This window comes from Mesorhizobium oxytropidicola (assembly GCF_056174625.1).
This window is the reverse complement of record NZ_CM149692.1, coordinates 5,903,240-5,927,766: the sequence shown is the minus strand read 5'-3', so window position 1 is coordinate 5,927,766 and position 24,527 is coordinate 5,903,240. Positions and strand designations below refer to the sequence as shown.

At 59.8% G+C, this 24,527-nt stretch carries 17 protein-coding genes and 3 pseudogenes; 12 read left to right on the top strand and 8 right to left on the bottom strand.

The window, feature by feature from the left end:
* Nucleotide 1: 1 nt before the first annotated feature.
* Nucleotides 2-820, bottom strand: a complete 819-nt coding sequence (locus AC0V8S_RS29855; RefSeq protein ID WP_475435037.1) for a glycosyltransferase family 4 protein — start codon at nucleotides 818-820, stop codon at nucleotides 2-4.
* A 665-nt stretch (nucleotides 821-1,485) separates the two neighbouring features.
* Here AC0V8S_RS29855 and AC0V8S_RS29850 point away from each other — a divergent pair.
* From AC0V8S_RS29850 to AC0V8S_RS29825, 6 genes and pseudogenes are all read left to right on the top strand, one after another.
* Nucleotides 1,486-2,295, top strand: coding sequence for an ABC transporter permease (locus AC0V8S_RS29850; RefSeq protein ID WP_475435035.1), 810 nt, complete (start codon nucleotides 1,486-1,488; stop codon nucleotides 2,293-2,295).
* Between the two features lie 8 nt (nucleotides 2,296-2,303).
* On the top strand, nucleotides 2,304-3,044 hold the full coding sequence (locus tag AC0V8S_RS29845; protein ID WP_475435033.1) for an ABC transporter ATP-binding protein: 741 nt from the start codon (nucleotides 2,304-2,306) through the stop codon (nucleotides 3,042-3,044).
* A gap of 246 nt (nucleotides 3,045-3,290) precedes the next feature.
* Nucleotides 3,291-4,244: an FkbM family methyltransferase gene (locus AC0V8S_RS29840; protein ID WP_475435031.1), complete on the top strand. Its 954-nt coding sequence runs from the start codon at nucleotides 3,291-3,293 to the stop codon at nucleotides 4,242-4,244.
* Nucleotides 4,245-4,294: 50 nt separating this feature from the next.
* The gene (locus tag AC0V8S_RS29835; RefSeq protein WP_475435029.1) at nucleotides 4,295-7,738 is read left to right on the top strand and encodes a glycosyltransferase; all 3,444 of its coding nucleotides are present in this window, start codon (nucleotides 4,295-4,297) and stop codon (nucleotides 7,736-7,738) included.
* Nucleotides 7,739-8,165: 427 nt separating this feature from the next.
* A pseudogene (locus tag AC0V8S_RS29830) lies at nucleotides 8,166-10,153 on the top strand (SDR family NAD(P)-dependent oxidoreductase).
* Nucleotides 10,154-10,232: 79 nt separating this feature from the next.
* Complete coding sequence (locus tag AC0V8S_RS29825; protein ID WP_183457595.1) at nucleotides 10,233-10,787, top strand: sugar transferase; 555 nt, start codon at nucleotides 10,233-10,235, stop codon at nucleotides 10,785-10,787.
* Here the strand turns inward: AC0V8S_RS29825 and AC0V8S_RS29820 are convergent.
* From AC0V8S_RS29820 to AC0V8S_RS29810, 3 genes and pseudogenes are all read right to left on the bottom strand, one after another.
* Nucleotides 10,766-11,734, bottom strand: a complete 969-nt coding sequence (locus AC0V8S_RS29820) for a UDP-glucose 4-epimerase family protein (protein ID WP_475435027.1) — start codon at nucleotides 11,732-11,734, stop codon at nucleotides 10,766-10,768. The genes AC0V8S_RS29825 and AC0V8S_RS29820 overlap by 22 nt on opposite strands.
* Before the next feature lie 18 nt (nucleotides 11,735-11,752).
* Nucleotides 11,753-12,007, bottom strand: a complete 255-nt coding sequence (locus tag AC0V8S_RS29815; protein WP_475438769.1) for a hypothetical protein — start codon at nucleotides 12,005-12,007, stop codon at nucleotides 11,753-11,755.
* A 157-nt stretch (nucleotides 12,008-12,164) separates the two neighbouring features.
* A pseudogene (locus AC0V8S_RS29810) lies at nucleotides 12,165-12,614 on the bottom strand (O-antigen ligase family protein); the annotation flags it as partial.
* 991 nt (nucleotides 12,615-13,605) lie between these two features.
* Between AC0V8S_RS29810 and cysD the strand changes: the two are divergent.
* The 3 genes and pseudogenes from cysD to cysQ all read left to right on the top strand — a co-directional run bounded on the left by cysD (nucleotide 13,606) and on the right by cysQ (nucleotide 17,252).
* Nucleotides 13,606-14,510: pseudogene (gene cysD, locus AC0V8S_RS29805) on the top strand (sulfate adenylyltransferase subunit CysD).
* Nucleotides 14,511-14,512: 2 nt separating this feature from the next.
* Nucleotides 14,513-16,450, top strand: coding sequence for a sulfate adenylyltransferase subunit CysN (cysN, locus tag AC0V8S_RS29800; RefSeq protein WP_475435025.1), 1,938 nt, complete (start codon nucleotides 14,513-14,515; stop codon nucleotides 16,448-16,450).
* A 10-nt stretch (nucleotides 16,451-16,460) separates the two neighbouring features.
* Nucleotides 16,461-17,252 carry a 3'(2'),5'-bisphosphate nucleotidase CysQ gene (cysQ, locus tag AC0V8S_RS29795; protein WP_475438723.1) on the top strand — a complete coding sequence of 264 codons (792 nt, stop codon included), beginning with the start codon at nucleotides 16,461-16,463 and terminating at the stop codon, nucleotides 17,250-17,252.
* Between the two features lie 13 nt (nucleotides 17,253-17,265).
* Here cysQ and AC0V8S_RS29790 read toward each other — a convergent pair whose 3' ends face one another.
* The 4 genes from AC0V8S_RS29790 to AC0V8S_RS29775 form a co-directional block, all read right to left on the bottom strand.
* On the bottom strand, nucleotides 17,266-18,408 hold the full coding sequence (locus AC0V8S_RS29790; protein ID WP_475435023.1) for a DegT/DnrJ/EryC1/StrS family aminotransferase: 1,143 nt from the start codon (nucleotides 18,406-18,408) through the stop codon (nucleotides 17,266-17,268).
* Nucleotides 18,409-18,670: 262 nt separating this feature from the next.
* Complete coding sequence (locus AC0V8S_RS29785) at nucleotides 18,671-19,594, bottom strand: carbohydrate kinase family protein (RefSeq protein WP_475435021.1); 924 nt, start codon at nucleotides 19,592-19,594, stop codon at nucleotides 18,671-18,673.
* Nucleotides 19,591-20,037, bottom strand: a complete 447-nt coding sequence (locus AC0V8S_RS29780) for an RbsD/FucU family protein (protein ID WP_095198597.1) — start codon at nucleotides 20,035-20,037, stop codon at nucleotides 19,591-19,593. The genes AC0V8S_RS29785 and AC0V8S_RS29780 overlap by 4 nt, the downstream gene beginning before the upstream one ends.
* A complete protein-coding gene (locus AC0V8S_RS29775) occupies nucleotides 20,038-21,264 on the bottom strand; it encodes an ROK family transcriptional regulator (RefSeq protein ID WP_475435019.1) in 1,227 nt (408 codons plus the stop codon). It abuts the gene before it with no gap.
* 267 nt (nucleotides 21,265-21,531) lie between these two features.
* On the opposite strand from AC0V8S_RS29775, the gene AC0V8S_RS29770 reads away from it, so the two are divergent.
* The 3 genes from AC0V8S_RS29770 to AC0V8S_RS29760 all read left to right on the top strand — a co-directional run bounded on the left by AC0V8S_RS29770 (nucleotide 21,532) and on the right by AC0V8S_RS29760 (nucleotide 24,516).
* Nucleotides 21,532-22,509, top strand: a complete 978-nt coding sequence (locus AC0V8S_RS29770) for a sugar ABC transporter substrate-binding protein (RefSeq protein WP_394811859.1) — start codon at nucleotides 21,532-21,534, stop codon at nucleotides 22,507-22,509.
* Nucleotides 22,510-22,669: 160 nt separating this feature from the next.
* Complete coding sequence (locus tag AC0V8S_RS29765; protein ID WP_095198595.1) at nucleotides 22,670-23,731, top strand: ABC transporter permease; 1,062 nt, start codon at nucleotides 22,670-22,672, stop codon at nucleotides 23,729-23,731.
* 2 nt (nucleotides 23,732-23,733) lie between these two features.
* The gene (locus AC0V8S_RS29760) at nucleotides 23,734-24,516 is read left to right on the top strand and encodes an ATP-binding cassette domain-containing protein (protein ID WP_475435017.1); all 783 of its coding nucleotides are present in this window, start codon (nucleotides 23,734-23,736) and stop codon (nucleotides 24,514-24,516) included.
* Nucleotides 24,517-24,527 lie beyond the last annotated feature (11 nt).

Below are 24,527 nucleotides of genomic sequence, written 5' to 3'. Positions count from 1 at the left end.
GTCAGTGGCTTTTCCGCTTGGCAATGGCTTGATCGAAAACCGCGATCAAACGCCTTGCGCTGAGATGCCAGTCGAAACGCGCCGCATTGGCCTTGGCGATCGCGGCTCGTCGTGCAAGGTCGCGATCGTCGGTAAGCAGTTGATGCAGCTTTGCGGTGAGATCGCGGACTGACAGCGGATCGACCAGCAAGGCACCTTCGCCGGCAACTTCAGGCATTGAAGAGACGTTGGAGGTCAGAACCGGTACCCCAAAACCGTTTGCCTCCAGAATGGGCAAGCCGAACCCTTCATAGAGCGACGGCATCGTAAGCACCCGAGCTCCAGCATAGAGCGATGCCAGATCGGTGTCATCCAGGTACCCGGTGAGCCGCACTTGGTCGGAAATGCCGAGATCCGCCAGGCGAGATCGGAGATCGCCGAGGTGCCAACCCTGCCCACCAGCGATAACCAGCAGATGTCCGGAACGGACCTGCGGGCCGAGGCTGGCCCAGGCCTGCAAAAGGCGAATGAGATTCTTGCGCGGCTCAAGGGTCCCTACAAACAGCAGATAGGGCCGGTCGATTCCAAAACGCGTGCGCACGGCGGCAATGTCGCCCGGCACAAGGCGGGTGTAGCCGGGATAGATCGTTGTCACTGGAGCTTCCAGGCTAGGGTACCTCTCCCGGAGCGCCCCCTCCGTTGAATTCGAGTCCACGACGATTGCATCAGCCCGGCGCACTGCTGCGCCCACAAAGGCACGCTCCGCCCCCCATGTCTGCCAACGCATGGTTTCGGGCGCATAGGCCCAAACCAGGTCATGAATTGTGACCACCCGCGGCATCGGCGCCGGCAAACGGAAGGGAAGCCGGTGCGCCGGCCCCCAAAGACATCGACCGCGTCGTTGGCCGCTGCGCGTGGCAGCGCCGTTTGCGACCAGATCATGCGAGCGGCAGCGCCCGGGAAAGCCGCGACACGCATGTCGGCTCCAACGAGCTCACCAAGGCCGTTGGCCGGCGACTCGGGCAGATAGAGAATTGGTCGGTGTCCGGCCGCGACCAGCGCCCGCGTCATCTCGACGACGTATCTGCCGATACCCGTGAGGCCAGGCACAAGGTTGCGTGCGTCGATTCCGATTTTCATCTACGATCTGGGTACACTGAACTGTATGCGGCGGCGGCAAGCATTTCGCCGCGATATCAGGTTTGGGCGTTGATCCCGACTTTTCATGAGCCCGGCGCTCCCTTCCGAATAGCAGAGTCGAACTCCATTGCAACATCGCCTGCGACGAGCGCATGCTCGTGTGCCGGGAATAGTGCCGACATGATGAGACGATGCGGCGGCCGTTCGTAGTCCCAACGGATCTCATTAGAAGGCCTGCGTCGTGAGATTTTGTTGTGGCTCGTGCTTTGCTCGATGAGTTTGATAAAGGCGGTTCATCAACTTGATGTCGCCGGGGCAATAATGTATCGCACAGCCGGGCTTGGGCAGAACACATGATCGAGACATATGCTGCCGACTAAAACGGGCGTCCTCGCAGAGGCCTTCGCCGACATAAGAGCCGCGCTGAAGAAACACCATCTGGCGACGACGTTCAGTTGGCAGGACGTGGCCCAGCGCTACCGGCGCTCGCGGGTCGGGGCGTTTTGGCTGACCATCAATATGGGCGTGCTGATCGGCGCGCTCGGATTCGTCTTTGGCACCCTCTTTCGCACGCCGATGCAGGAGTTTCTCCCCTACATTTGCGTCAGCCTGATCTTCTGGGGCTACATTTCGTCGTCGATCAACGAGGGATGCATGGCCTTTATCGGGGCCGAGGGCATCATCCTTCAGGTGCGCATGCCGCTGTTCACCCATGTGTTGCGCGTGCAGTACCGCAACGCCATCATTCTGGGCCACAACATTCTCATCTACCCGCTCGTCCTGCTGGCCGTCGCGCGCATGCCGACATGGCACGTTTTGCTTGCGCTGCCCGGCTTTGTCATTTTGTCGCTCAACCTGCTCTGGATCATGCTCATTTTGGGTGTGCTGTGCGCACGCTACCGCGACATGACGCAGGTGATGCAGAATCTCCTGCAGGTCATCATGTACCTGACCCCGGTGATGTGGATGGCCCGAACGCTGCCCGAGGGCATTTCGCAGATGCTGCTGGACCTCAATCCCTTCTACCACTTCATCAGCGTCGTGCGCGACCCGCTGCTGGGCGAACTCCCGTCCGCAACGAGCTGGATGGCCTGCATCGTGTTTGCGATCGTTGGCTGGACGGTCGCCCTGTTGCTGTTCGGCCGGTATCGTCACCGCATCCCCTATTGGCTATGATCCCTGCTATGGCTTCCATCATATTGGCCGGCGTCTCGGTCGAATTCCCGGTCTTCAACGCGGCAAGCCGCTCGCTCAAGAACAGGGTGCTGAGTGTCGCCACGGGCGGCGCGATCGACCGTCGGGTCGATGGCCATGTCATCGTGCGCGGACTGGAGGATGTGAGCTTTTGCGTGAACGAGGGGGATCGGATCGGCCTTGTCGGTCACAACGGCTCCGGCAAGACGACACTGCTGCGCGTGCTGTCGGGCATCTACAGGCCGACGAGCGGCTCGGCCACAATCCACGGTGAATGCGTATCGCTTATCAACATCTCGCTGGGGATCGACCCGGAAGCGACGGGCCGCGAGAACATCAGGCTGCGGGCGGCGATGATGGGCATGCGGCCGAACGAATTGCGCGAGCAATTCGATGGCATCGCCGAATTCACCGGACTGGGCGATTTTCTGGACATGCCGTTCCGGACCTATTCGTCGGGCATGCAGCTACGCCTGGCGTTCTCGACATCGACGGCGATCCGGCCGGAAATCCTGGTCATGGACGAATGGCTTTCGACGGGCGACGAGGACTTCAAGCACAAGGCCGACAGGCGGCTGCGCGAGATCGTCGAGACGACCAAGATACTGGTCCTTGCCAGCCATTCGCGCGAGCTGCTTCAAAAGAATTGCAACCGCATCCTGTGGATGGAACATGGCCGTGTGCGCATGGATGGCCCCACCCATGAGGTTCTGACAGCCTATTTCGGTTGAGTCCGTCGTTTGAAATAAGAATAAATGCAACGAGGTTGTAGACGATGCCAATCGCAGGCCCGTATGTTTGTGTAGCCTGAAGGCCAGCCAGCGGCGCGAACGGATGATGCGGCATGCTAAAGAAGAAAAACCGATTCGGCTCGTCAGACTCAATATTCGTGCCGCTGGCTTAGAGATCCGAGAGACAGCGCTTGACAATAGGCCGAACTCGGCCCCAATCGAGATTTGGACACAACGGTACTTCCTTTGACCTTCATTTCATACGCTCAGAATTTTGAAGATGTTATGCTTTGGCGAGCGCTCAAGCATATTCCACAAGGGTTCTGGATTGAGGTAGGCGCCGCGCACCCGGACGAATACTCTGTTACGCGGGCCTTTAGCGATCATGGCTGGTGTGGGATCAATATCGAGGCCAATCCACCTTATGTGGCGCGCATCGTGGGCGCGCGCCCACGCGATGTAACTTTGGGTATCGCAGCCGGCGCCAGTGCGGGGAACGTGCCTTTCTTTGAGGTGGTCGGCACTGGCATGTCGACGATGGACCGGGTCATCGCCGAACAGCATCGTTTGGCCGGATACGAGATCCGGGAGCACGAGGTTCCGTCGCGGACACTGGCTTCTATCTGCGCCGAGTATGCTCCCGCAGATATCCATTTCCTGAAAATCGACGTTGAAGGGGCAGAACGTGATGTTCTGGCCGGATCTGATTGGACGAGCCATCGACCTTGGATCGTCCTGGTTGAGGCGACGAAGCCGAATTCGCAGGAGCAAAACCACCTGAAGTGGGAACCGCTACTTCTCGCTGCGAACTACCGGTTCGTGTGGTTCGACGGTTTGAACCGCTTCTACATTGCCGCAGAATTCTGGGACGAATTGGCGCCGGCATTCGCGGCGCCACCGAACATATTTGACGACTTTGTTTGCGCAACCGACGCGGAGCACCTCAACAGGATCGTCGGTGCCGAGACGCGGGCCGGGCAGACGGAAGAGCGAGCGGGACAGGCGGCGGCGCATGCTGCGCAAGCCGACACGCGCGGTTCGTCATCCGAGGAAATATTGCATGAACAAACTCGAACGCGTCATAGTCGCGGTCGCGAGTGGCCGCGTGAATCGGAGCATCGAGTTTCTGCCGGTGTCGTCAGACAAGACCGCCCATTCATTCTGGCCTATCAGGCTGCGCGATCAGCCAAATTCAGTTGATTTATAGTGACTATTAAAGGGTGGTCGCCGCCCTTTTCTGGAGAACTTAGATGGCAGCCAGCATCATGAACCAGTATCGCAATTTTGAGGAGCGATTCAGAGGAGACCGGGAATCCATCCTACACACATTTTCCGTGTATCTGCCGCTCTTGGACGTCATTCATTCCGAGAGCGATGCCGATCCAACTGCGCTTGATCTCGGCTCCGGAAGAGGAGAATGGTGCAATCTTTTGAAAGGTAGGGGATGGCTGTGCACTGGGGTCGAGAACAATCCCACGATGATCGCGGAGGCTGAAAGCAAAAACTTTGTATCAATTAACGCGGATGCTCTCGAATTTGTCAGAAACACGAAGAATGAGAGCTACGATGTCGTTACAGCCTTTCATCTGATTGAGCATCTCCAAAGCGAATATATCATGGAGTTGCTTGAGCAGATTAATAGAATACTGAAACCCGGTGGGATTATCATTGTTGAGACGCCAAACCCAGAGAATCTCGCTGTCGCAACTTGGGCGTTCCACATGGATCCAACCCATGTTAGGCCGATACCGCCACCGTTAATGGTCTACTACGCCGAGCTTGCTGGCTTCAGGGCGAACAGGATTCTTAGACTCAACGGCAAACCAGCCGCCGAAAATTTTGGCCCTATCCAATCGTTGATAAACACACTGTTTAGCTTGGGGCCCGATTATGCGCTGGTTGCGTTGAAACAGTCGGGCCTAGATACAGCCAGAAAATTGAAATTTGAATCGTATTGCGCATCTATTCCGCAGCAAGGACCCGCTGACATGCGACGTCTCATGCAATTGGCGGAAGAAGCCGATGCGGTTCATGCTCGTTTTAAAGGTGTTGAACATGCACTAGAGGAGAACAGGCGTGACCATGCGCTAAAAGACATCGCGGTGGAGAAATTTATAATTGAACAGATGGAAATGAATCATGTGATACATTCGAACTTGCAGGAAATAAAGAGCAGGTTGTCAAATATTAACCTCTCCTGGATGGTCACGGAGGCTCTCCAAAGAGTGCAACGTCAATCTCGATCGTCGGCAAAGAGAATTTTGTATAAGAGTAAAAATATATTAAAAACTCACCCGCGCTTGTGGCATCATCTTGACAGGTCAATTAGGTGTTTTCCGATCCTCCACCGCTATCTAGCGCGCGTATCGTCCTACCCTCCTTTGACCGAAGCATATCTAACACTTTTGGAAAAAGGCTTCCTGATTGACTTTCCCGATGTGACGGCCAAAGGGATCGAAAATTTAACTGAACGATCCATAAAATTTATTGGCCATTTCAACGGAACATACAGCCTCGCCTATATCAACCGCAATTTGGCTGAGAAGATGTATTCGCTTGGGCTGGCACGGATCAATATCGTCCCATTTCATGGACGACGTGAGGACGCTATTTCGACCCCCAACGATACATCGACGGCGGCTCTCACGCGCATGATGCAGGATGGGTTTGCCGACGAATCCTATATTACCCTTGTTCATCATTTTCCGGTGCTGGACCGCTCGGCTGACGACAAGCGCGCCTATATCATGTTTTTCTGGGAGGAATCGTCAATCCCGTTCGGAACAATCGAAAAGCTGAATGGCTACGACGCCGTTGTCGCTCCGTCTCGCTTCGTAATGAAAACGCTGCAGGACAACGGCTGTCGTAGGCCAATCGTATTGGCGCCACCGCCCGTCGTGGATATTCCGGCCGCAGAACCGAAATCCCCTCGGGTGTCAGGGGTAATCAATCTTCTACACATCTCTTCCTGCTTTCCCAGGAAAGGTGTCGATCTTCTTCTGTCAGCGTTCGACATCGTTTCGAGAAATCATGACATTCGCTTGACTATAAAAACATTTCCCAACGAGCATAATAATGTCGATCAGCTCATTCTAGACATCGTGGCTCCCGAATTCCGAAATAATATTCGCGTCATTTTTGATGATTATACGACTCTGCAAATGCAGGAACTTTACGATCAATCAGATGCGATAGTCCTGCCATCTAGGGGCGAAGGTTTGAATTTGCCGGCCATCGAAGCGGGACTTCGTTATCTTCCTGTGGTTGCAACCGGTTTCGGTGGACAAGCGGATTTTCTATCCGATGAGAACAGCTGGCGGATTCCCTTTCACTTCGTTCCCTCCTCGTCGCACTTATCCAGCAGTGCATCATTTTGGGTTGAACCTGACCAAAAGGCATTAGCCTCTATACTCGACGACCTGATCAGCGATCTTGGCGCGGGAGGAAGCCGCTCGCAGCGACGGGCGCAACTGCTGTTCGACCGGGTGAGCCAGCTTTATGCTTCGGACGATGCAGCCAAGCATTTTTTAGGCGCAATTAACAGAATTGAGGAGATAGAGGACGGTTTTAAGCGACCGCTTGGTTTGACGGTGGTATCGACTTGGCGTGAGCCATGCGGGATCGCAGATTACTCGGATCGTTTGATCGGCGCTTTACATCTTAAAGATGTTTCAATTGTCGGCCCAAAAAATAAAGTTGGGGAAACCCATTCCTCTACATCGGACGAGGATGTGAGAGTGACAAGAGAATGGTTAAAAAACGCCCAAAGATCTGAATTTTCCAGCGCGGATATCAAATTATGGAAAGAAGTTATTTGGTTTCAACATCATTTTGCCTTTTACGAGATTGATAGAGAGCTACTATTAACTGTCAAGGAGCTTAAAGCCTTAGGGAGGGTTGTTTTCATCACGCTGCATACTTCGCGGCCAATTCTACAATTTGATTCTGCGCGACGGAGCACTGTTGTAGAGACCCTGAGGCTTTTTGATCGAGTCATCGTGCATACAGTGACTGACCTCAACAATTTGGGTCAATGCGGGCTGGGTCACAACGTGACAGTCATGCCGCAGGGCATTCCATATCGCGGCAACACCCGCCCTGCAGAGAGATTGACCAGGCGGATCGGATCCTTTGGCTTCTTGTACCAACACAAGAATGTGAGGGCATTAATCGAGGGGTTTGCGAAATTTATCGCGGCCCGACACGATGGCGAACAATTCAGGCTGTGTCTGCTGAATGCTGTTCGCACGGATTCCAATTCGGAGGAGGAACTTGAAAATTGCAAGAAAATGATAAGAACCATGGGTCTTGAAGATCAAGTAGAGCTGTACCCGGATTACCTTGAAGAAGCGAAGGTTGAGCAAATGCTTTCGGAGTGCGACTTGGTCGTACTTCCCTACTTGGATAATCCAGAATCTTCCAGCGCCGCTGTCAGGACCGCTTTGGCTGCCTGCGCGTTTGTAGCCACATCCCCTGCACACCTGTTCGATGAGGTTCGCGGGATAACTATCGGGTTGAACGGCTTCGCCCCCTCGAGTATTGCAACCGCCTTACGTGAATTCTATGACGATCCCAGAGGGTCCAATCTCGAGAATATCGCCAAGCGTCGATTGGAGTGGGTGGAAGAGAACAGTTGGGAACGGATAGGGCAACGCTCATTGGCGATGATGCTAGGCGTCAGAGCCGAGGTCTGAGATTGTCAGTATAGGCGGCCGCCGCCGATAATTCCTCCGGTCCGGTTGCCGCCGAAATGTCCTACCTGCTTCCGGAGACACGCTTGAGAATCGGCATCGATGGCAGGAATCTCGGCTCATCCACCGATGGAATCGGCCGGTTCGTCCACAATTCCATCCGACTGGCCGCTGCTTTGCGCGCGCAAGGATAGGCGGTTCGGTCTCTCGAAGCCGGCGGCGCGCTAAAGCGGGGAGCATAGCCCGGCCCCTGAGGCGCCGCCCAACCGGAAATCAAAAAAACTCTGGCGATGGCTGCAACTCCACGCTATGCGATGACTGCAGCGGGGGCTGAGGATTAGAACTTCGAAACGAGCGATCTGTGAGGGATGTCATTCGATCGCGCGAGGCTGTAATGTTCGAATCCTTGCCTGGAGTATAGTACTGGCCAATGACTTCCTATGTAAAAGCCGTATCCGGAAGTCGGCCGAAGATGCGGCGCGCCTTCATCATGGTCCAGGATATGGCCATGGTCCTGGTCGCGGTGGCGCTTAGTCTCGTCCTCTCCAGGTCAGACCTTTCGTTCGATGCATTCTCCTACGAAGGCTTTGTCACCTGGGCAGGGGTCGTTCTCATCAGCCACCTGCTGTTCCGATATTGTGGTCTCTACACCACGATCTGGCGCTTTGCCTCGACCCCGGACTTTTTCAACATTCTGAAGAGCTGCGCAATTCTGACGGTTGTGCTTTATACCGTTTCGCTGATGTCTCGTTTCCTCCAGCCTGTGGCTGGCCTCAACGAGCGCCAATTCATCGTCTTCTTCCTCGTTTCCTTCACCATCATATCGGCGCCTCGGCTGTTCTACCGATTTCTTCGCGACGGCGCGAGCTGGGGCATCCTCACCCAGAAGGCCAACAAAACGCAGGCCAGGCGGGCGCTGTTCGTCGGTCGGCTTGGCGAGGCCGACCTGATCATCCGCTTCACGCGCACGGCAGAGCCGGCCGACTATTCCATCGCCGGCATCATGGCGACCGAACGCGGCGCGCCGTTGGGCACACGGATTCAAGGTGTTCCCGTGGTGGCGTCCCGGCCGCGTCTGATCGATGTGCTCGAGGACTACGCCGCCGGCACCAAGAGCATCGACCTGCTTATTTTCGGCAGCGGCGTCGAGCATGAGATCGAGGAATATTCCGAGCTTGTGCGCGTCGCCCGCCATGGCGGCATAGCCGTCGCGCAGTTCTCGAGGCTTTCGCAACTGGGGCAGGAGGGAAGATCGTTCTCGACGAAGTCGAGATGGAGACGATCCTGCGCCGTCCGACGGTGCCGTCCGATATCGAACGCATCGGTGCCTTTGTCGGCGGCAGGCGCGTCCTGGTGACCGGAGGCGCCGGGTCTATCGGCCGCACACTGGTCAAGCGGTCGCTGGAGCTGGGGGCAGGGGCGGTGCTGGTCGCCGACAATTCCGAGTTCGGCATCTTCCAGTTGAGCCAGTATGTCGACGAGAAGGACCATGATCGCCTGAAGGTCCGTATTGTCGATGTCGCGGATCGGCGCCAGATGACCCGTGTCGTCACGGAATTCAAACCGGACATCATCTTCCATGCCGCGGCGCTCAAGCACGTTCCGCTGCTCGAGGAAAACTGGGAATCGGCCATTCAGACCAATGTTTTCGGCACGCTTGTCTGCGCTGAGGTTGCCGCCAAATGCGGCGTCCCGCAGTTCCTGCTCATCTCGAGCGACAAGGCCGTGGATCCGACCTCGGTGCTTGGCATCACCAAGAGAGCCGCCGAGCAGCTCGTCAGCTCTCTGCACGAAAGCCATGCAATTGCGGCGGATGGGCGCCGTTCCGGCACCAAGTTCATAGCCGTGCGGTTCGGCAACGTGTTTGGCTCCAATGGTTCGGTGGCGACCATCTTCCAAGCACAGATCGAAGCCGGCGGCCCAGTCACGATTACCGATCGGCGCATGACGCGTTATTTCATGACGGTGGCGGAAGCTGTCGACCTCGTCATCATGGCCGCCGCCGACGCACAGTCGCGTAACGGCAAGGACGACTATGCCATCTACATGCTCGACATGGGCAAGCCCGTGCCGATTCTGGAAGTCGCGGAAACCATGATCCGCATGGCCGGCAAGACGCCTTATGCGGATATCCCGATCCGCTTCACCGGCATCAGGCCCGGCGAGAAGCTGCATGAGACGCTGCAGGGCGCCAATGAGGAGGTCGTCACGCTCGACATCGCCAAGATCTTCGGTCTCAGGACCGATGTCGTGGCGTGGCCGGCGGTTCAGGCCGCACTGGCTGCGCTGCAGGCGGCAATGAAGAACCAGGACAAGGCTTCCGCCCTTGCCGTGTTGGCGGAACTCCATCGGCCGGAGACATCAGCGCCCGACACGCGGCAGGAAGCTGGTTCGAGAACAGTCGGGCAAGCAGGTTAGGGACGTTGCAGCTGACGGTTGGACGGCGAGATCTTGCTGGGATATCGATCCCGCGGCCGGCGGTGTTAGTGATCGGGGGATGGCCGTGAACGGACTGAAGCGAGCCTTCGATCTCGTCGCGACAGTCCTGTTGTTGGTGGTGACGTCGCCTGTTCTGTTGCTCTGCGTCCTTGCCGTGCGGGCATCGTCGCCTGGTCCGGTGATTTTTTCGCAAACGCGGGTCGGCCGCGATGGTGCGTTGTTTCGCTGCCACAAATTGCGGACGATGGTTCAGGGAACGCCGTCCTTGCCCTCACACGAAGCGCCGGCCAATGCCGTGACCGCGGTCGGAAGGACCTTGCGGAAATTCAAGCTCGATGAGCTGCCGCAATTCTGGAATGTCCTCAAGGGCGAGATGAGCCTGGTCGGGCCGCGCCCTTGTCTGCCGACACAGACGGAATTGATCGAGAGTCGCAGGCGGCTGGGGGTTTTGGCAGCACGTCCAGGCATTACCGGCATGGCCCAGATCAGGGGCATCGACATGTCGAACCCGCAGCTTCTGGCCGAAACGGATGCAGCCTATCTCAAGGCGGCGTCGTTCTGGCTCGATCTTCGCATCCTGTTTGGAACGCTCTATCGCAACGGCGGCGATTGAGCGGTTCCGAGACGCGCTGTCTCGGCCAGCCGCTCCAGCGTGCCGGTTTCCGGCAGCCAGCCTTCCGATACGAGCAGGGAAGGGTCGCATATCTGTGTCGCGGTCAAGCTGTCCCAGGACGTCCGCTTGCCCAGCAGGATCGCGGCTGCCCGCAACGGCCCGGCCGGCACGGCCATCAGGCGCGTCGGTCGTCGCAAACCGCTGCGAAAGGCGCCGACGATGTCAGCGATCGTAACCGGCGGCACATCGCTGGCAATATAGATCGGGCGCAGCGGCCCCGAGTGGCTGAGCAAATGCCACACCGCGCCTGCCGCCGATTGCGATGACAGCAGCGAGCGGGTTCCCGTCAGTGCGCCGGTCGGCAGCGGCACGGCCGTGTCGGCCAGGCGCATCAGTGTCGCCAGGTTTCCTTTCATGCCGCTTCCGTTCATGCCGCTTCCGTAGACCGGAGGCAGTCGCAGCACGGTCGCGTCGGAACGGCCATGCGACGCATAGGCGTCCAGCACCCTGATCTCTGCTTCGCGCTTCGAGCGCCCATAGGCGCATTGCGGATCGGGTATCGTGTCCGCGTCGATCGTTGCACTGACGCGCGCGCCGATCACGGCCCGGATCGAGGAGAGCTGGATGAAGCGTCCGCTTGCCTGTTCGGCCGCCGCTTGCGCCAGCCTTGCGCTCAATTCCGCATTGGCCGCGCGAAAATCGGCGTCGGTGGCGCTGCCTTCATCATTGTTCAGACCCGCGCAATGAATGACATCCGTAACGCCCCTGGTAAGCGCCAGGAAGGCAGCCGTCGGCGCATCGAAACCTGGCATCTGCATGGCGTCATGTCCCGGACCGAGCCTCTGCGGGTGACGGGACGCGAGGCGAAGCTCGGCGCCGGCCTTTCGAAGCTGGCTGACCACCTGGCGGCCGATAAAGCCCGTCGCGCCTGTGATCAGGACTTTCATCGCCTTTGCCCTGAACGCCTATTGGGTGACGGATGGACGCATCTGCTCTTCCATCGTCGGCGAAAGGATTGGGTCTTCCGTCACTGGCGCCAGCTCTCGTTCGTCCGTCATCGGCGCAAGTGCCTGGTCTTGCGGCAACGGGGCCTGACGTCCGGAGGCGAGATACGTTCCCGACACCAGGAAGACCATAAGCATCGAGTCCAGAATGTCGTGACCGACCAGGATGCCTGTCATTCCAGCCGTGAGATAGGTGATCACCACGATGACAATCATGGTGGCGCCGAACCGCTCGATCGGATCGGTGCTGTTTCGCAGGACCAAGGCGGCATTCCTGGCGGCAACCACAAAGATAGCCGCCAGCGTCACCGCGCCCAGGATTTCCCGCCTGCACCAAGGCGGTCAGGAAGCCGTTGTGGAAATGGCTGAAGCCTGCATCCATTCCGAACTGATCGCGGAAGCCCTGTTTTATCAAGGTTTGGGTGGCACCCACTCCATGTCCGAACAAGGGCATCTCGCGAAACGCCTTCAGGCCGATATCCCACACGGCGAATCGCAATCCGATGGGCGTCGTGTAGTCACCATGGGTGGCGAGCGCGTCCAAGTCGGAACGCAGAAAGTCGACACGCCCGGATATCGTCTGGAAACCGACGGCCGCGATCACGGCGCCGACCGCCACCAGCAGCACCAGCAGGCGAACGGCATTCTTTCCTTTCAGCCTCTGTTGGTTGATCAGCAGGACGGCGATGCCGGCGATCAGCAGCGACAGCCAGATAATGCGCGTACCGGAGTAGATGATGGCGATCGTTCCGCCAAGGGCTGCGCAGATGAGGGCGTTCCTGTGTCTCTCGATACCCGACAAGGCGCCGGCGACACAGACCATTACGGCAAGGCAAAGCACCTCCGCGAACACGATCGCATTGCCGGCCCCGCCCTTGGCCCTCATCCCCACCCAATATTGCTGGATAACGGCCAGCAGCAGCGCGACGAAACAGGCGGCCAGGCTGCTGAGCACGATGATGCGGACGAGCGTGGTTTTCTGCGTGATGCTCCAGGTCGAATAGGAGATGGGGAAAAGCAGGAAGGTCACGAGCGGAATAAGGCGTGGCGCATCCTGGACGATCGCATTGTTGACGATGGACGCCAGGATATTGGCCGCGCAATAGGCATAGATCGCGATCGTCAGCGCCATCATCGCCCTGTCGATGTTGAAGCGCCTCTTCTTCAAGGCGATCAACAGGACGGACCACAGGCCGCCGCCATTGAACACGAAGCTGACCAGCGATCCCAGGACCGGTGGAAAAAGAAGCAAAGAATGGAGAAGTAGATATTGATCCGCGACGGCGTGATTTGCGGTCTGATGGACGAAAGCCGGTTCAAGTTTCGGGCTCGCTATTCTCGAGTAGCTTTATGCGGCACATCCTGTTCAGCGGAACCGAATGTGCTCGCCTCGAAATTGCCCATGCCTGATGACGCATCTTGCCCGCTTCCGGAGGTTGTATAACGGCTGGGCTGTCTTTTCGATAGTGCGCCGGGGCTTGTTGTCACCGAAAATCGGCGGCCCGGCGCCCGTCGATTGGCAAAGGGCTCCAGGAGTGTTTGTCGTCAGGTCATCCCGAGCAATATTTTTCCTGCCTTTTCCCGGTTGGAGGCCTTGCGAACAGAAATTTTCGGGTTATGGCGAAAGCGTGGAAAATTCATTCCCGAACCGACCGCTGCCGGGCTCGTCTTGCATTGTTCTGCCGTGCGCCGATCTGCTAGAACGCCCGCACGAAAACACTTTGTCCAGAAGCGAAGCTTGAACCGGGCGCAAAAGGCTCGATGATTTGACGCAAGGTCTTTTGGCGCAAGGCACGAGAGAACGCTCACAGTCTATGACCATAGCACTTACGCATCTGCAGCGGCTTGAAGCCGAGTCCATCCACATTTTCCGCGAGGTCGCGGCCGCCTTCTCCAAGCCGGTCATGCTCTATTCGGTCGGCAAAGATTCATCCGTGCTGATGCATCTGGCAATGAAGGCGTTCTATCCCGCCAAGCCGCCGTTCCCGTTCCTTCACGTCGACACCACCTGGAAATTCCGCGAAATGATCGCTTTTCGCGATCAGATGGCGCAAAAACTGGGCTTCGATCTTTTGGTGCATGTCAACGAAGACGGCGTGCGCGACAACATCAATCCGTTCGACCATGGCTCGAACACCCACACCCATGTGATGAAGACCGTGGCGCTGCGCCAGGCGCTCGACAAATACGGTTTCGATGCCGCCTTCGGTGGTGCCCGTCGCGACGAGGAGAAATCGCGCGCCAAGGAGCGCATATTCTCGTTCCGCAATGCCCAGCATGTCTGGGATCCGAAGAACCAGCGCCCCGAAATGTGGAAGATATTCAACACCCGCATCGCATCGGGCGAATCGATCCGCGTCTTCCCGCTGTCGAACTGGACCGAACTCGATATCTGGCAGTACATCCTGCAGGAGAACATCCCGATCGTGCCGCTCTATTTCGCCAAGGAGCGGCCGGTGGTGGAACGCGACGGCATGCTGATCCTCAAGGATGACGATCGTATGAAACTACACCCTGGCGAGACGGTCGAGAACCGGCTGGTCCGGTTCCGCACACTTGGCTGCTATCCGCTCACCGGCGCTATCGAATCCGATGCCGACACGCTCGAAGCCATCGTTGGCGAGATGCTGACCGCCCGCACCTCCGAGCGCCAGGGCCGCCTGATCGACCGCGATGAGGCAGGCTCGATGGAAAGAAGAAGCGCGAGGGGTATTTCTGACCATGCGTCACATCATGGCAAAAAGCCTCGCCCCGACCGACAGCGTCCGCGACTACCTGGCTGCGCAGGAGAAGAAGTCGCTGCTGCGCTTCCTGACCTGCGGTTCCGTCGATGACGGCAAGTCGACGCTGATCGGCCGTCTGCTGTCCGACACCAAGCAGATATTCGAGGATCAACTCGCCGCGCTCGAACGCGATTCGCGTAAGCACGGCACCACTGGCGACGACATCGATTTCGCGCTGCTGGTCGATGGCCTCGAGGCCGAGCGCGAGCAAGGCATCACCATCGACGTCGCCTACCGCTTCTTTGCTACGCCGAAGCGCAAGTTCATCGTCGCCGACACGCCCGGCCACGAGCAGTACACCCGCAACATGGCCACAGGCGCCTCGACCGCCGATCTGGCGATCGTGCTGATCGATGCCCGCCAAGGCGTGCTGCGCCAGACAAGGCGCCATTCGATCATCGCCTCGCTGCTCGGCATCCGTCACATCGTGCTGGCCGTCAACAAGATCGATCTCGTCGATTTCGACCAGGCGGTTTTCGACCGGATCGTCGAAGACTACGGGCAGTTCTCACGCGATCTCGGCTTCCAGACCATCGTGCCGATCCCGATGTCGGCCCGTTACGGTGACAATGTCAGCAGCCGGTCGCAGAACATGCATTGGTATTCCGGCCCGACGCTGATCGAGCACCTCGAGACCGTTTCGGTCGAAGAGGCTGCCGTCGAACAGCCGTTCCGTTTTCCGGTGCAGTACGTCAACCGTCCCAATCTCGACTTCCGCGGTTTTGCCGGCACGATCGCGTCAGGCGCCATCGCGCCAGGCGACGAGGTCGTCGTCGCCAAATCCGGCAAGTCCTCGCATGTCAAACGCATCGTCGCTTATGGCGGCGATCTCAAACAGGCAGTGGCCGGCCAGGCCATCACCCTCGTCCTCGACGACGAGGTCGAGGTCTCCAGAGGCAATATGCTGGTTTCGCCGGCCGCCAGGCCGCAGGTCGCCGATCAGTTCGCCGCCAACATCGTCTGGTTTGACGAGCATGCGCTGCTGCCGGGTCGTTCCTACATCCTGCGCACCGAAACCGACCAGACCAGCGCCACCGTCACCGACCTGAAATACCGCATCAACGTCAACGACTTCGCCCATGAGGCGGCCAAGTCGCTTGAGATGAACGAAGTCGGCATCTGCAACATCTCGACGCGAGCGCCGATCGCCTTCGATCCTTTCGCCGAGAACCGCACCACCGGCGCCTTCATCCTGATTGATCGCATCTCGAACGCCACCGTCGGCGCCGGCATGATCGTGCACTCGCTGCGTCGTGCCGAAAACATCCATTGGCAATCGCTCGATGTCGGCAAGCGCGTGCGCGCCGACATAAAGAACCAGCGCCCCGCCGTGTTCTGGTTCACCGGGCTTTCGGGCTCCGGCAAATCGACCATCGCCAATTTGTTCGAGAAGAAGCTGTTCGCCACCGGCCGGCACACCTATATCCTGGATGGCGACAATGTCCGTCACGGTCTCAACCGCGATCTCGGCTTCACCGATGCCGACCGCGTCGAGAACATCCGCCGGGTGGCCGAAGTGGCCAAGCTGATGGCCGATGCCGGTTTGATCGTCATTGTTTCGTTCATCTCGCCGTTCAGCGCCGAGCGGCGCATGGCCAGGGAATTGATGGCCGACGGTGAATTCATCGAGGTGTTTGTCGACACGCCTTTCGAGGAGTGCGCCAGGCGTGATCCGAAAGGCCTCTATGCCCGCGCGCTGAACGGCGAGATAAAGAACTTCACCGGCGTCGATTCCCCATACGAAGCGCCGGAAAACCCGGAAATCCATCTGAAGACGCTCGGCAGATCGGCGGAAGAGATGGTAGATGCCCTGGAACACTGGCTAAACGAGCGTGACATTGCCGAAGACCAATATGACAGTGGCGGCGGTATCTAACGACAGGTTGATGCTCGATATCTTCGAGCGGCTGGCCCTGGCGGCCGGGCGCGAGGTCATGCGTGTGTTCCATGCCGGCTGCGCCGTCGACCGCAAATCCGACGCCTCACCGGTGACCGAGGCGGATCGCGAGAGCGAGAAGATCATTCTCGCCGGGCTGCGTGCCGCATTTCCCGAGATTCCTTGCGTGGCTGAGGAGGAAGCGGCGGCTGGAATCATGCCGGCCGATCTTGGCGAGGCCTTCTTCCTCATCGACCCGCTCGACGGCACCAAGGAATTCGTCAATCGCCGCACCGACTTCACCGTCAACATCGCGCTTGTCCGCCATGGCGTGCCGGAACTCGGCGTCGTCTTCGCACCTTGCACCGGACGTTTCTTTTCCGGCCGGCCGGGGAGGGCGGAAGCCTTGGAAATCGATAGCGATTACCAGATCGTCGGCCGCCGGCCGATTTCGGTGAGAACGGCAGCAGCGCCGCTGGCTGTGGTGGCCAGCCGCTCCCACAACACGCCGGAAACCGAAGCCTATATTCGCGACCTCGGTGCCGCCGAGATCGTCTCTGTCGGTTCGTCCTTGAAATTCTGTCTTCTCGCCAGCGCCGAGGCGGATGTCTATCCGCGCTTCGGACGCACCATGGAATGGGACACCGCGGCAGGCGACGCGGTGCTGCGCGCGGCGGGCGGCACGACACGCACGCTGGACGGCAAGCCCTTGGCCTACGGCAAACGCGACCAAGCCGACGACGAGGATTTCGCCAACCCGCATTTCATCGCTAGCGGCAGGGCAGGGGCGAGCCCCATCTGAGACCGGCTGCCGATTACTCGGCCGCAGCCTGCGCCGAGTTCGAGCCGATATAGTTGCGGATCGTCTCGATGATCCGGTCCTGGTCGGCTTCGCTGAGATAGGGGTGCATTGGCAGGCACAGGATGCGCTTCGGCAGATCCTCCGAGACGGCAAGGCCGGTCGGCGTGCGTGGGTAGTCGCGATAGGCGACCTGGGCATGCAGCGGCTTGACGTAGTAGATGACGGACGGGATGCTTTTTTCGCTCAGATGCGCCTTCAGGCCATCGCGCTTGGGCGTCTCGATGGCGTACTGCGCCCAGGCCGAACGGCTGCCGTCCAGGTTGCGGGCCGCCGTGACGATATCGCCAAGCCCTTCGGCATAGCGATTTGCCACCACCTGGCGTGCCACCATCTCGTCTTCGAGTATGGCGAGCTTTTCGATGAGGATCGCCGCCTGCAGCGTGTCGAGCCGCGAATTGATGCCGACGCGGACATTGTCATATTGCGTCTCGCCCTTGCCGTGGAAGGCGAAGGATCTGAGCTTGTCGGCCATCTCGTCGTCGTTGGTGAACATCGCGCCGCCATCGCCATAGCAGCCAAGCGGCTTGGCCGGATAGAAGCTGGTCGAGCCGACATGGCCGAAAGCACCGCACATCTTGCTGTCAAGCGACCCGCCCATCGACTGGGCGGCGTCCTCGATCACCAGCAGCCCTTCGCGGTTGGCGATCGCCATGATGGCATCGTAATCGGCGGCAAGGCCGAACAGGTCGACAGGAATGATTGCCTTAGGCTGCAGCCTGCCTTCCTTCTTGATCATGGCGATGGCCGCCTCGAGGCTGGCGATGTCGATGTTGTAGGTCACCGGATCGACGTCGACGAAGACGGGCTCGGCCTTGGCCAGCGCCACCACTTCCGCGGTGGCGGCGAAAGTGAAGCTCGGCACGAACACAGCATCCCCCGGGCCGATGCCGGCGGCAAACAGCGGCAACAGCAGTGCATCGGTGCCGTTGGCGCAGGCCACGACATGCTTGGTGCCGACATAGGCTGCGAGCTTCTTCTCGAACTCCGCCACCTGGGGCCCGAGGATGTAGCGACCGTCCTCGACGACATGGTCGATCGCGGCCTTCAGCCGGTCGCGGATACGTTCGCGCTGTGCGCCAAGATCGATGAACTGCATGTCAGCCTCAAAAACGATTTCAATCAGGCGGTTTAGCCAAATAACGGCCCGCTGGTACCAGAGTTGCGCCTGCCGAGAAAGCCGGGCAGCCGGGGCCACCGATTGCCCGGATATTGCAGTCTGTTACCGCTGATTTCAGGTGAATCCTAGCAAGATGCCGGAAATCCGGGCTTCGTCGGGCACAGTCGCGACCTTATAGTCCCACTGAGCGGCCCCGCGAAACATAAAGTGATCGGCTGGCTCAACTTAAGGTGAGCGTTGCTCAGGCGATTTCATGCCGCCATGGCGGATTGGCGCCTGCGCGCGACACGGTCACTGCCGCTGCCTTGGCACCAAGCGTCAGCGCCTTATGAATGGCTTCTTTCGACAGACCGGCGATTGCCGGTTTCGTCAGCAGGCCCTGCTCGTGCAAGGAGGCGAGGATGCCGGCGTTGAACGTGTCGCCGGCTCCGACCGTGTCGACCACCTCGACCTTTTCCGGCATCACGGTGACGGCGTGATCCCTGGTGTAACCGACCGCGCCTTCGCTGCCATGCGTGACGACGATCAGCTTGGGGCCGCGGTCGAGCCAGTTGCGGATGACATCCTCATGCGAGCCGGCTTCGCCGAACCAGTTCAGGTCTTCGTCCGACAGCTTCACGATGTCGGCCATCGCCATCATGGCGCGGATGCGCCTGAGGTGCTTTGCCTTGTCCGGGATGAAGTTCGGTCGGATGTTGGGGTCGAGCATCATGACCCGGCCTGCGTGCTCGCGCCGCATGAATTCTTCATAGGCGCTGCCGGCAGGTTCGGAGATCAGGCTGATGGCGCCGAACAGCATGGCCTCGATCTCATTGCCGAGCGCCGGAAGGTCGTCGATGGTCAGCAGGCGTCCGGCGGTGTTCTCGTCGTAGAATGTATAAGTCGCCTGACCGTTGGTGAGCCGCACGAAGGCGAGCGTGGTCGGCCTGGGCGAGGTGTGGGCATAGGTGGAGCTGACCTTGCTCGCGCCGAGCGCATCCCTGAACTGGCCACCGAAAAGGTCGGACGACAGGCCGGAAAAGAAGCCGGCCGGCGCGCCGAGCCGTCCAAGCGCGATCGCCGTGTTGAACACCGCGCCGCCGACATAGGGGGCGAAAGCCGGCTCACCTTGCGTCGTGGTGCGCGGCAGCATATCGATCAGGGCTTCGCCGCAGCAAAGTATCATGGTTTTCTGGTCTCCGGCGGATAGATCACGCCCTTGCGGATGATGATGTTGGCGTAAAGCCTGGGCTCGCTTGTCGCGACGATGGCATGCGCCAATTTGACCCGTGCATAGAAGTCGGCGCCGGCCAGTGCAACCACCTTGCGGCCCGGCGCGCGCTTGGCGCAGATCGCCTCGATCTCGTGATGGACTGGATCGGCAATCGAGGGATTGCCTTTGACTGAAGCGCGAAACAGGGCTTCCGGAACGGCGTCGTCGACCGGCAGCACGCTCAGGATCGCATCGAGCACCGGGATGAGATGATGACCGTCGGCCCGGACCAGGCGCCTTGCCTGCTCCTCTGCCGGATAGTTTCCGTCGACCAGGGCGATCTCATCGCCATGGCCCATGGCGCGCAGTGTCGCCAGAAGGTCCGGACCGAGCAGCGCCGGGATTCCGATCAGCATTCAGGCGCTCCTGGAAATCGTCGTCGAACCAATCAGAAAGCGTTCGGACAGCGGCAGGCTCGCGCCGCCGAGCGCCCGGGCATGGATGCCGACGGTTCCTTCGCGAACGACGGGAAGTTTCAGGCCTTCGCCGTCGATTGTGGCGATGGCGGCGACAATGGCATCGACCAGTCGGCGGCGCACCGCCTGCGGCATCCAGCCATCGACCACCGCCGCCTCGAAATCGATGACCGAGGACGCCGCGACGATGGCATAGGCAAGCGCCTGCGAGGCATTGGCGATCCAGTCGTCAAGTTCGGAACCGATCTCGCCCCAGTTCTCGGGCGAGGTCCACAAATGCGAGGCCTCGACGCCGCGCGCATTGAGCGCTTTTTCCAGCATGGCGATCGAGGCCACGTCGATCAGTTGGGTCGGCTTGCCGTCCGGTCCGGGCACCGGCATCGAGCCAAGCGCGCCGGCATTGCCGGTCGGCCCGCCGAACAGCCGGCCGTTGAGCACGATGCCGCCGCCGGCAAAGGCGCCGATATAGAAATAGACGAAGTCGCGCGCACCGCCCGCCTGGCCGAAGACGAGCTCGGCGCCGCAGGCCGAGGTGGCATCGTTTTGCAGATAGACTGGAAACTCGCATTGCGCCTGGATGTCGGCCCTGATGTCGCGGTGGCGCCATTCGTCCATGACATCGCGTGGCGCGCCGGCGGTGTCGGCCCAGTTCCACAGTTCGAATGGCATGGCGATGCCGAGGCCGGCGATGCGCTTGTCCTGCACAGGCGTCAGTTCGCCGCGCATCCTTTTCATGCCATCGGTGACGAACTCCACCGTCTCGCGCGGAGCCGGATAGCGATAGGAGTGCTGCAGCATCGAGCGCACATGCCCAAGAAAATCGATCAGCACCAATTCGGCGCTGCGGCGGCCGATCTTGAGGCCGATGAAGAAGGCGCCTTCCGGATTGAGCGCCATCGGGATGGAGGGCTGGCCGATCTTGCCGCGCAGCGGCGCCTGGCGGACGAGCAGGCCTTCTTCCTCTAGTTCGCGCATGATGACCGAAACCGTCTGCGCCGAAAGTCCGGTCATGCGGGCGATGTCGGATTTCGCCAGACTGCCATGCTGGCGCACCAGCGAGAGCACCAACCGCTCGTTGTGGTCGCGCATGCCACTCTGGTTGGTGCCGCGGTGAATCAGGCTGTCATTCGCTTCGGGCGAACCGTGCCTCGCAGTGGCGGTCTCCACCCTGTTCCTCCCGTCGTTTCCCCTCAATGCTTTTGGGCCAGAATGAGTGAACGGCGCAAGGCTGTCAATAATAAATAAGAGTGATTTAATTATTGACAGCGCCTGCGGTCTGGTGTCTGTTGAGGCGGCGTCCACGCTGGGAGAAATTCGTAGGATGCGCCGTAGATGCCGATGGCCGGCATCCGGAATGGTTCCACTGGGAGGAAGATCGTGACCAATACAAAACTGTTGAAATCGACCGTGTTTGCCGCGGCCGCCCTGGGTCTGATGGCGTTTGCGTCGTCCGCTTCCGCGGCCGGTGTCGGCGCTTGCCTGATCACCAAGACCGACACGAACCCCTTCTTCGTCAAGATGAAGGAAGGCGCGACCGCAAAGGCCAAGGAACTCGGCGTCGACCTCAAGACCTACGCCGGCAAGATCGACGGCGACAGCGAGAGCCAGGTGGCGGCCATCGAAAGCTGCATCGCCGACGGCGCCAAGGGCATCCTGATCACCGCATCCGACACCAAGGGCATTGTGCCGACCGTGAAGAAGGCGCGTGACGCCGGCCTGCTGGTGATCGCGCTCGACACGCCGCTCGATCCGATCGACGCGGCCGATGCGACCTTCGCCACCGACAATCTCGAGGCCGGCAAGCTGATCGGCGCCTGGGCCGCCGCCACCCTCGGTGACAAGGCCAAGGACGCCAAGATCGGCTTCCTCGACCTGACGCCGTCGCAGCCGACGGTCGACGTGCTGCGCGACCAGGGCTTCATGATGGGCTACGGCATCGACGTGAAGGATCCCAACAAGATCGGCGACGAAACCGATCCGCGCATCGTCGGCCACGACGTCACCAACGGCAATGAGGAGGGCGGCCGCAAGGCGATGGAGAACCTTCTGCAGAAGGACAACACCATCAACGTCATCCACACCATCAACGAACCGGCAGCTGTCGGCGCCTACCAGGCGCTCAAGGCCGTCGGCCTTGAAAAGCAGGTGCTGATCGTCTCCGTAGACGGCGGCTGCCCCGGCGTGAAGTCGGTTACCGAAGGTGTCATCGGCGCGACGTCGCAGCAATACCCGCTGCAGATGGCAGCGCTCGGCATCGAGGCGATCGCCGCCTTCGCCAAGGACGGAACCAAGCCGAAGCCGACCGAAGGCAAGAATTTCTTCGATACCGGAGTCAACCTGGTGACCGACAAGCCGGCCAAGGGCGTGAAGTCCATCGACACCAAGGAAGGCCTCGCCAAGTGCTGGGGCTGATGCAGGTCTGACCGGCAATTACCGAACTCGAGCGGTTGGGGCTTGATCCCCGACCGCTTCGGGTGGACGATGGGTCGCGTGACCGCGAACAATCCCGGCAGCAGACCGGAAAGGCGTGGACGGGCGTTGGCGCTAGGCTGACACCTCACGGGGAGGAAACATGGCTCAAGCTCAGGAATTCGAGAAGGTTCTCTCGGGCAGCGACACCAGCGTCGCCGCTTTTGACGAGCACAAATCGGCCGTCAAGCGCATCCAGCATTTCCTGCATTCGACGCCGGCGGCAGTGCCGCTGATCGTGCTGGTCCTGTCGATCATCATTTTCGGCATCGCCATCGGCGGACGTTTCTTTTCGTCCTATACGCTGACGCTGATCCTGCAGCAGATCGCTATCGTTGGCATTCTGGGCGCCGCGCAGACGCTGGTCATCCTGACCGCCGGCATCGACCTGTCGATTGGCGTGATCATGGTGATTTCAGCCGTGATCATGGGCAATTGCGCGGTCAGCTACGGTATGCCGGCCATTCTCGCCGTGGCGATCGGGCTTGCCGCGGGTGCGGCCTGCGGGCTGCTCAACGGGTTGCTGGTCGCCTATATGAAACTGCCGCCCTTCATCGTGACGCTTGGCACCTGGAACATCGTCATGGCCACGAACTTCATCTATTCGGCCAATGAGACGATCCGCGACACCGACGTCGACACTCAGGCGCCGCTGCTGCATCTGTTCGCCCTGAGCTTCAAGATCGGCACGGCGGTGCTGACGCTCGGCGTCATAGCCACGGTCGTGCTCGTGATGATCCTCTGGTACGTGCTCAATCACACGGCATGGGGCCGCCATGTCTACGCCGTCGGCGATGACCAGGAGGCGGCGAAGCTGTCGGGCATCCAGACCAAGAAGGTGCTGGTGACGGTCTATACCCTTGCCGGGCTGATCGCCGCTTTCGCTGCCTGGGTTTCTGTCGGCCGCAACGGCTCGATCTCGCCGTCCGCCGCCGTCACCGATTACAATCTGCAGGCCATCACCGCGACGGTGATCGGCGGTATTTCTCTGTTCGGCGGGCGCGGCTCTATCCTGGGCACGCTGTTCGGCGCGATGATCGTCGGTGTCGTCTCCATGGGTCTCAACATGCTGGGCGCCGATCCGCAATGGAAAGTGCTGCTCACCGGTGTGCTGATCATCGGCGCCGTGGCAATCGACCAATGGATCAGAAAGGTTTCGGCATAGTCATGACCCAGGAACCCATCCTTACCGCGCGTGGCCTGGTCAAGCGCTATGGCCGCGTCACCGCTCTCGACAATGCCGACTTCGACCTTTATCCCGGCGAAATCCTTGCCGTCATTGGTGACAACGGCGCCGGAAAGTCGTCGCTCATCAAGGCGATTTCCGGCGCGGCCGTGCCCGACGAAGGTGAAATCCGGCTTGAAGGCAAAGCCGTTTCCTTCAAATCACCGATGGAGGCCCGCGAAGCCGGTATCGAGACGGTCTACCAGAACCTCGCTTTGTCGCCGGCACTGTCGATCGCCGACAACATGTTCCTCGGCCGCGAGATCCGCAAACCCGGCTTCCTCGGCCACTGGTTACGTATGCTCGACCGCCCGGCGATGGAAAAGCGCGCCCGCGACAAACTCACCGAACTTGGCCTGATGACCATCCAGAACATCAGCCAGGCGGTGGAGACGCTCTCGGGCGGCCAGCGCCAGGGCGTGGCGGTGGCGCGCGCCGCTGCCTTCGGCAGCCGCGTGGTGATCATGGACGAACCGACGGCCGCCCTTGGCGTCAAGGAAAGCCGCCGCGTGCTCGAACTGATCCTCGACGTCAAGAAGCGCGGCCTGCCGATCGTGCTGATCTCACACAACATGCCGCATGTCTTCGAGGTGGCCGATCGTATCCACATTCACCGCCTGGGTCGTCGCCTGTGCGTCATCGATCCCAAGCAATATACGATGTCCGATGCCGTCGCCTTCATGACCGGCGCGAAGGCACCTCCGGAGGCTGCACTCGCCGCCTGATTGTCAAATTG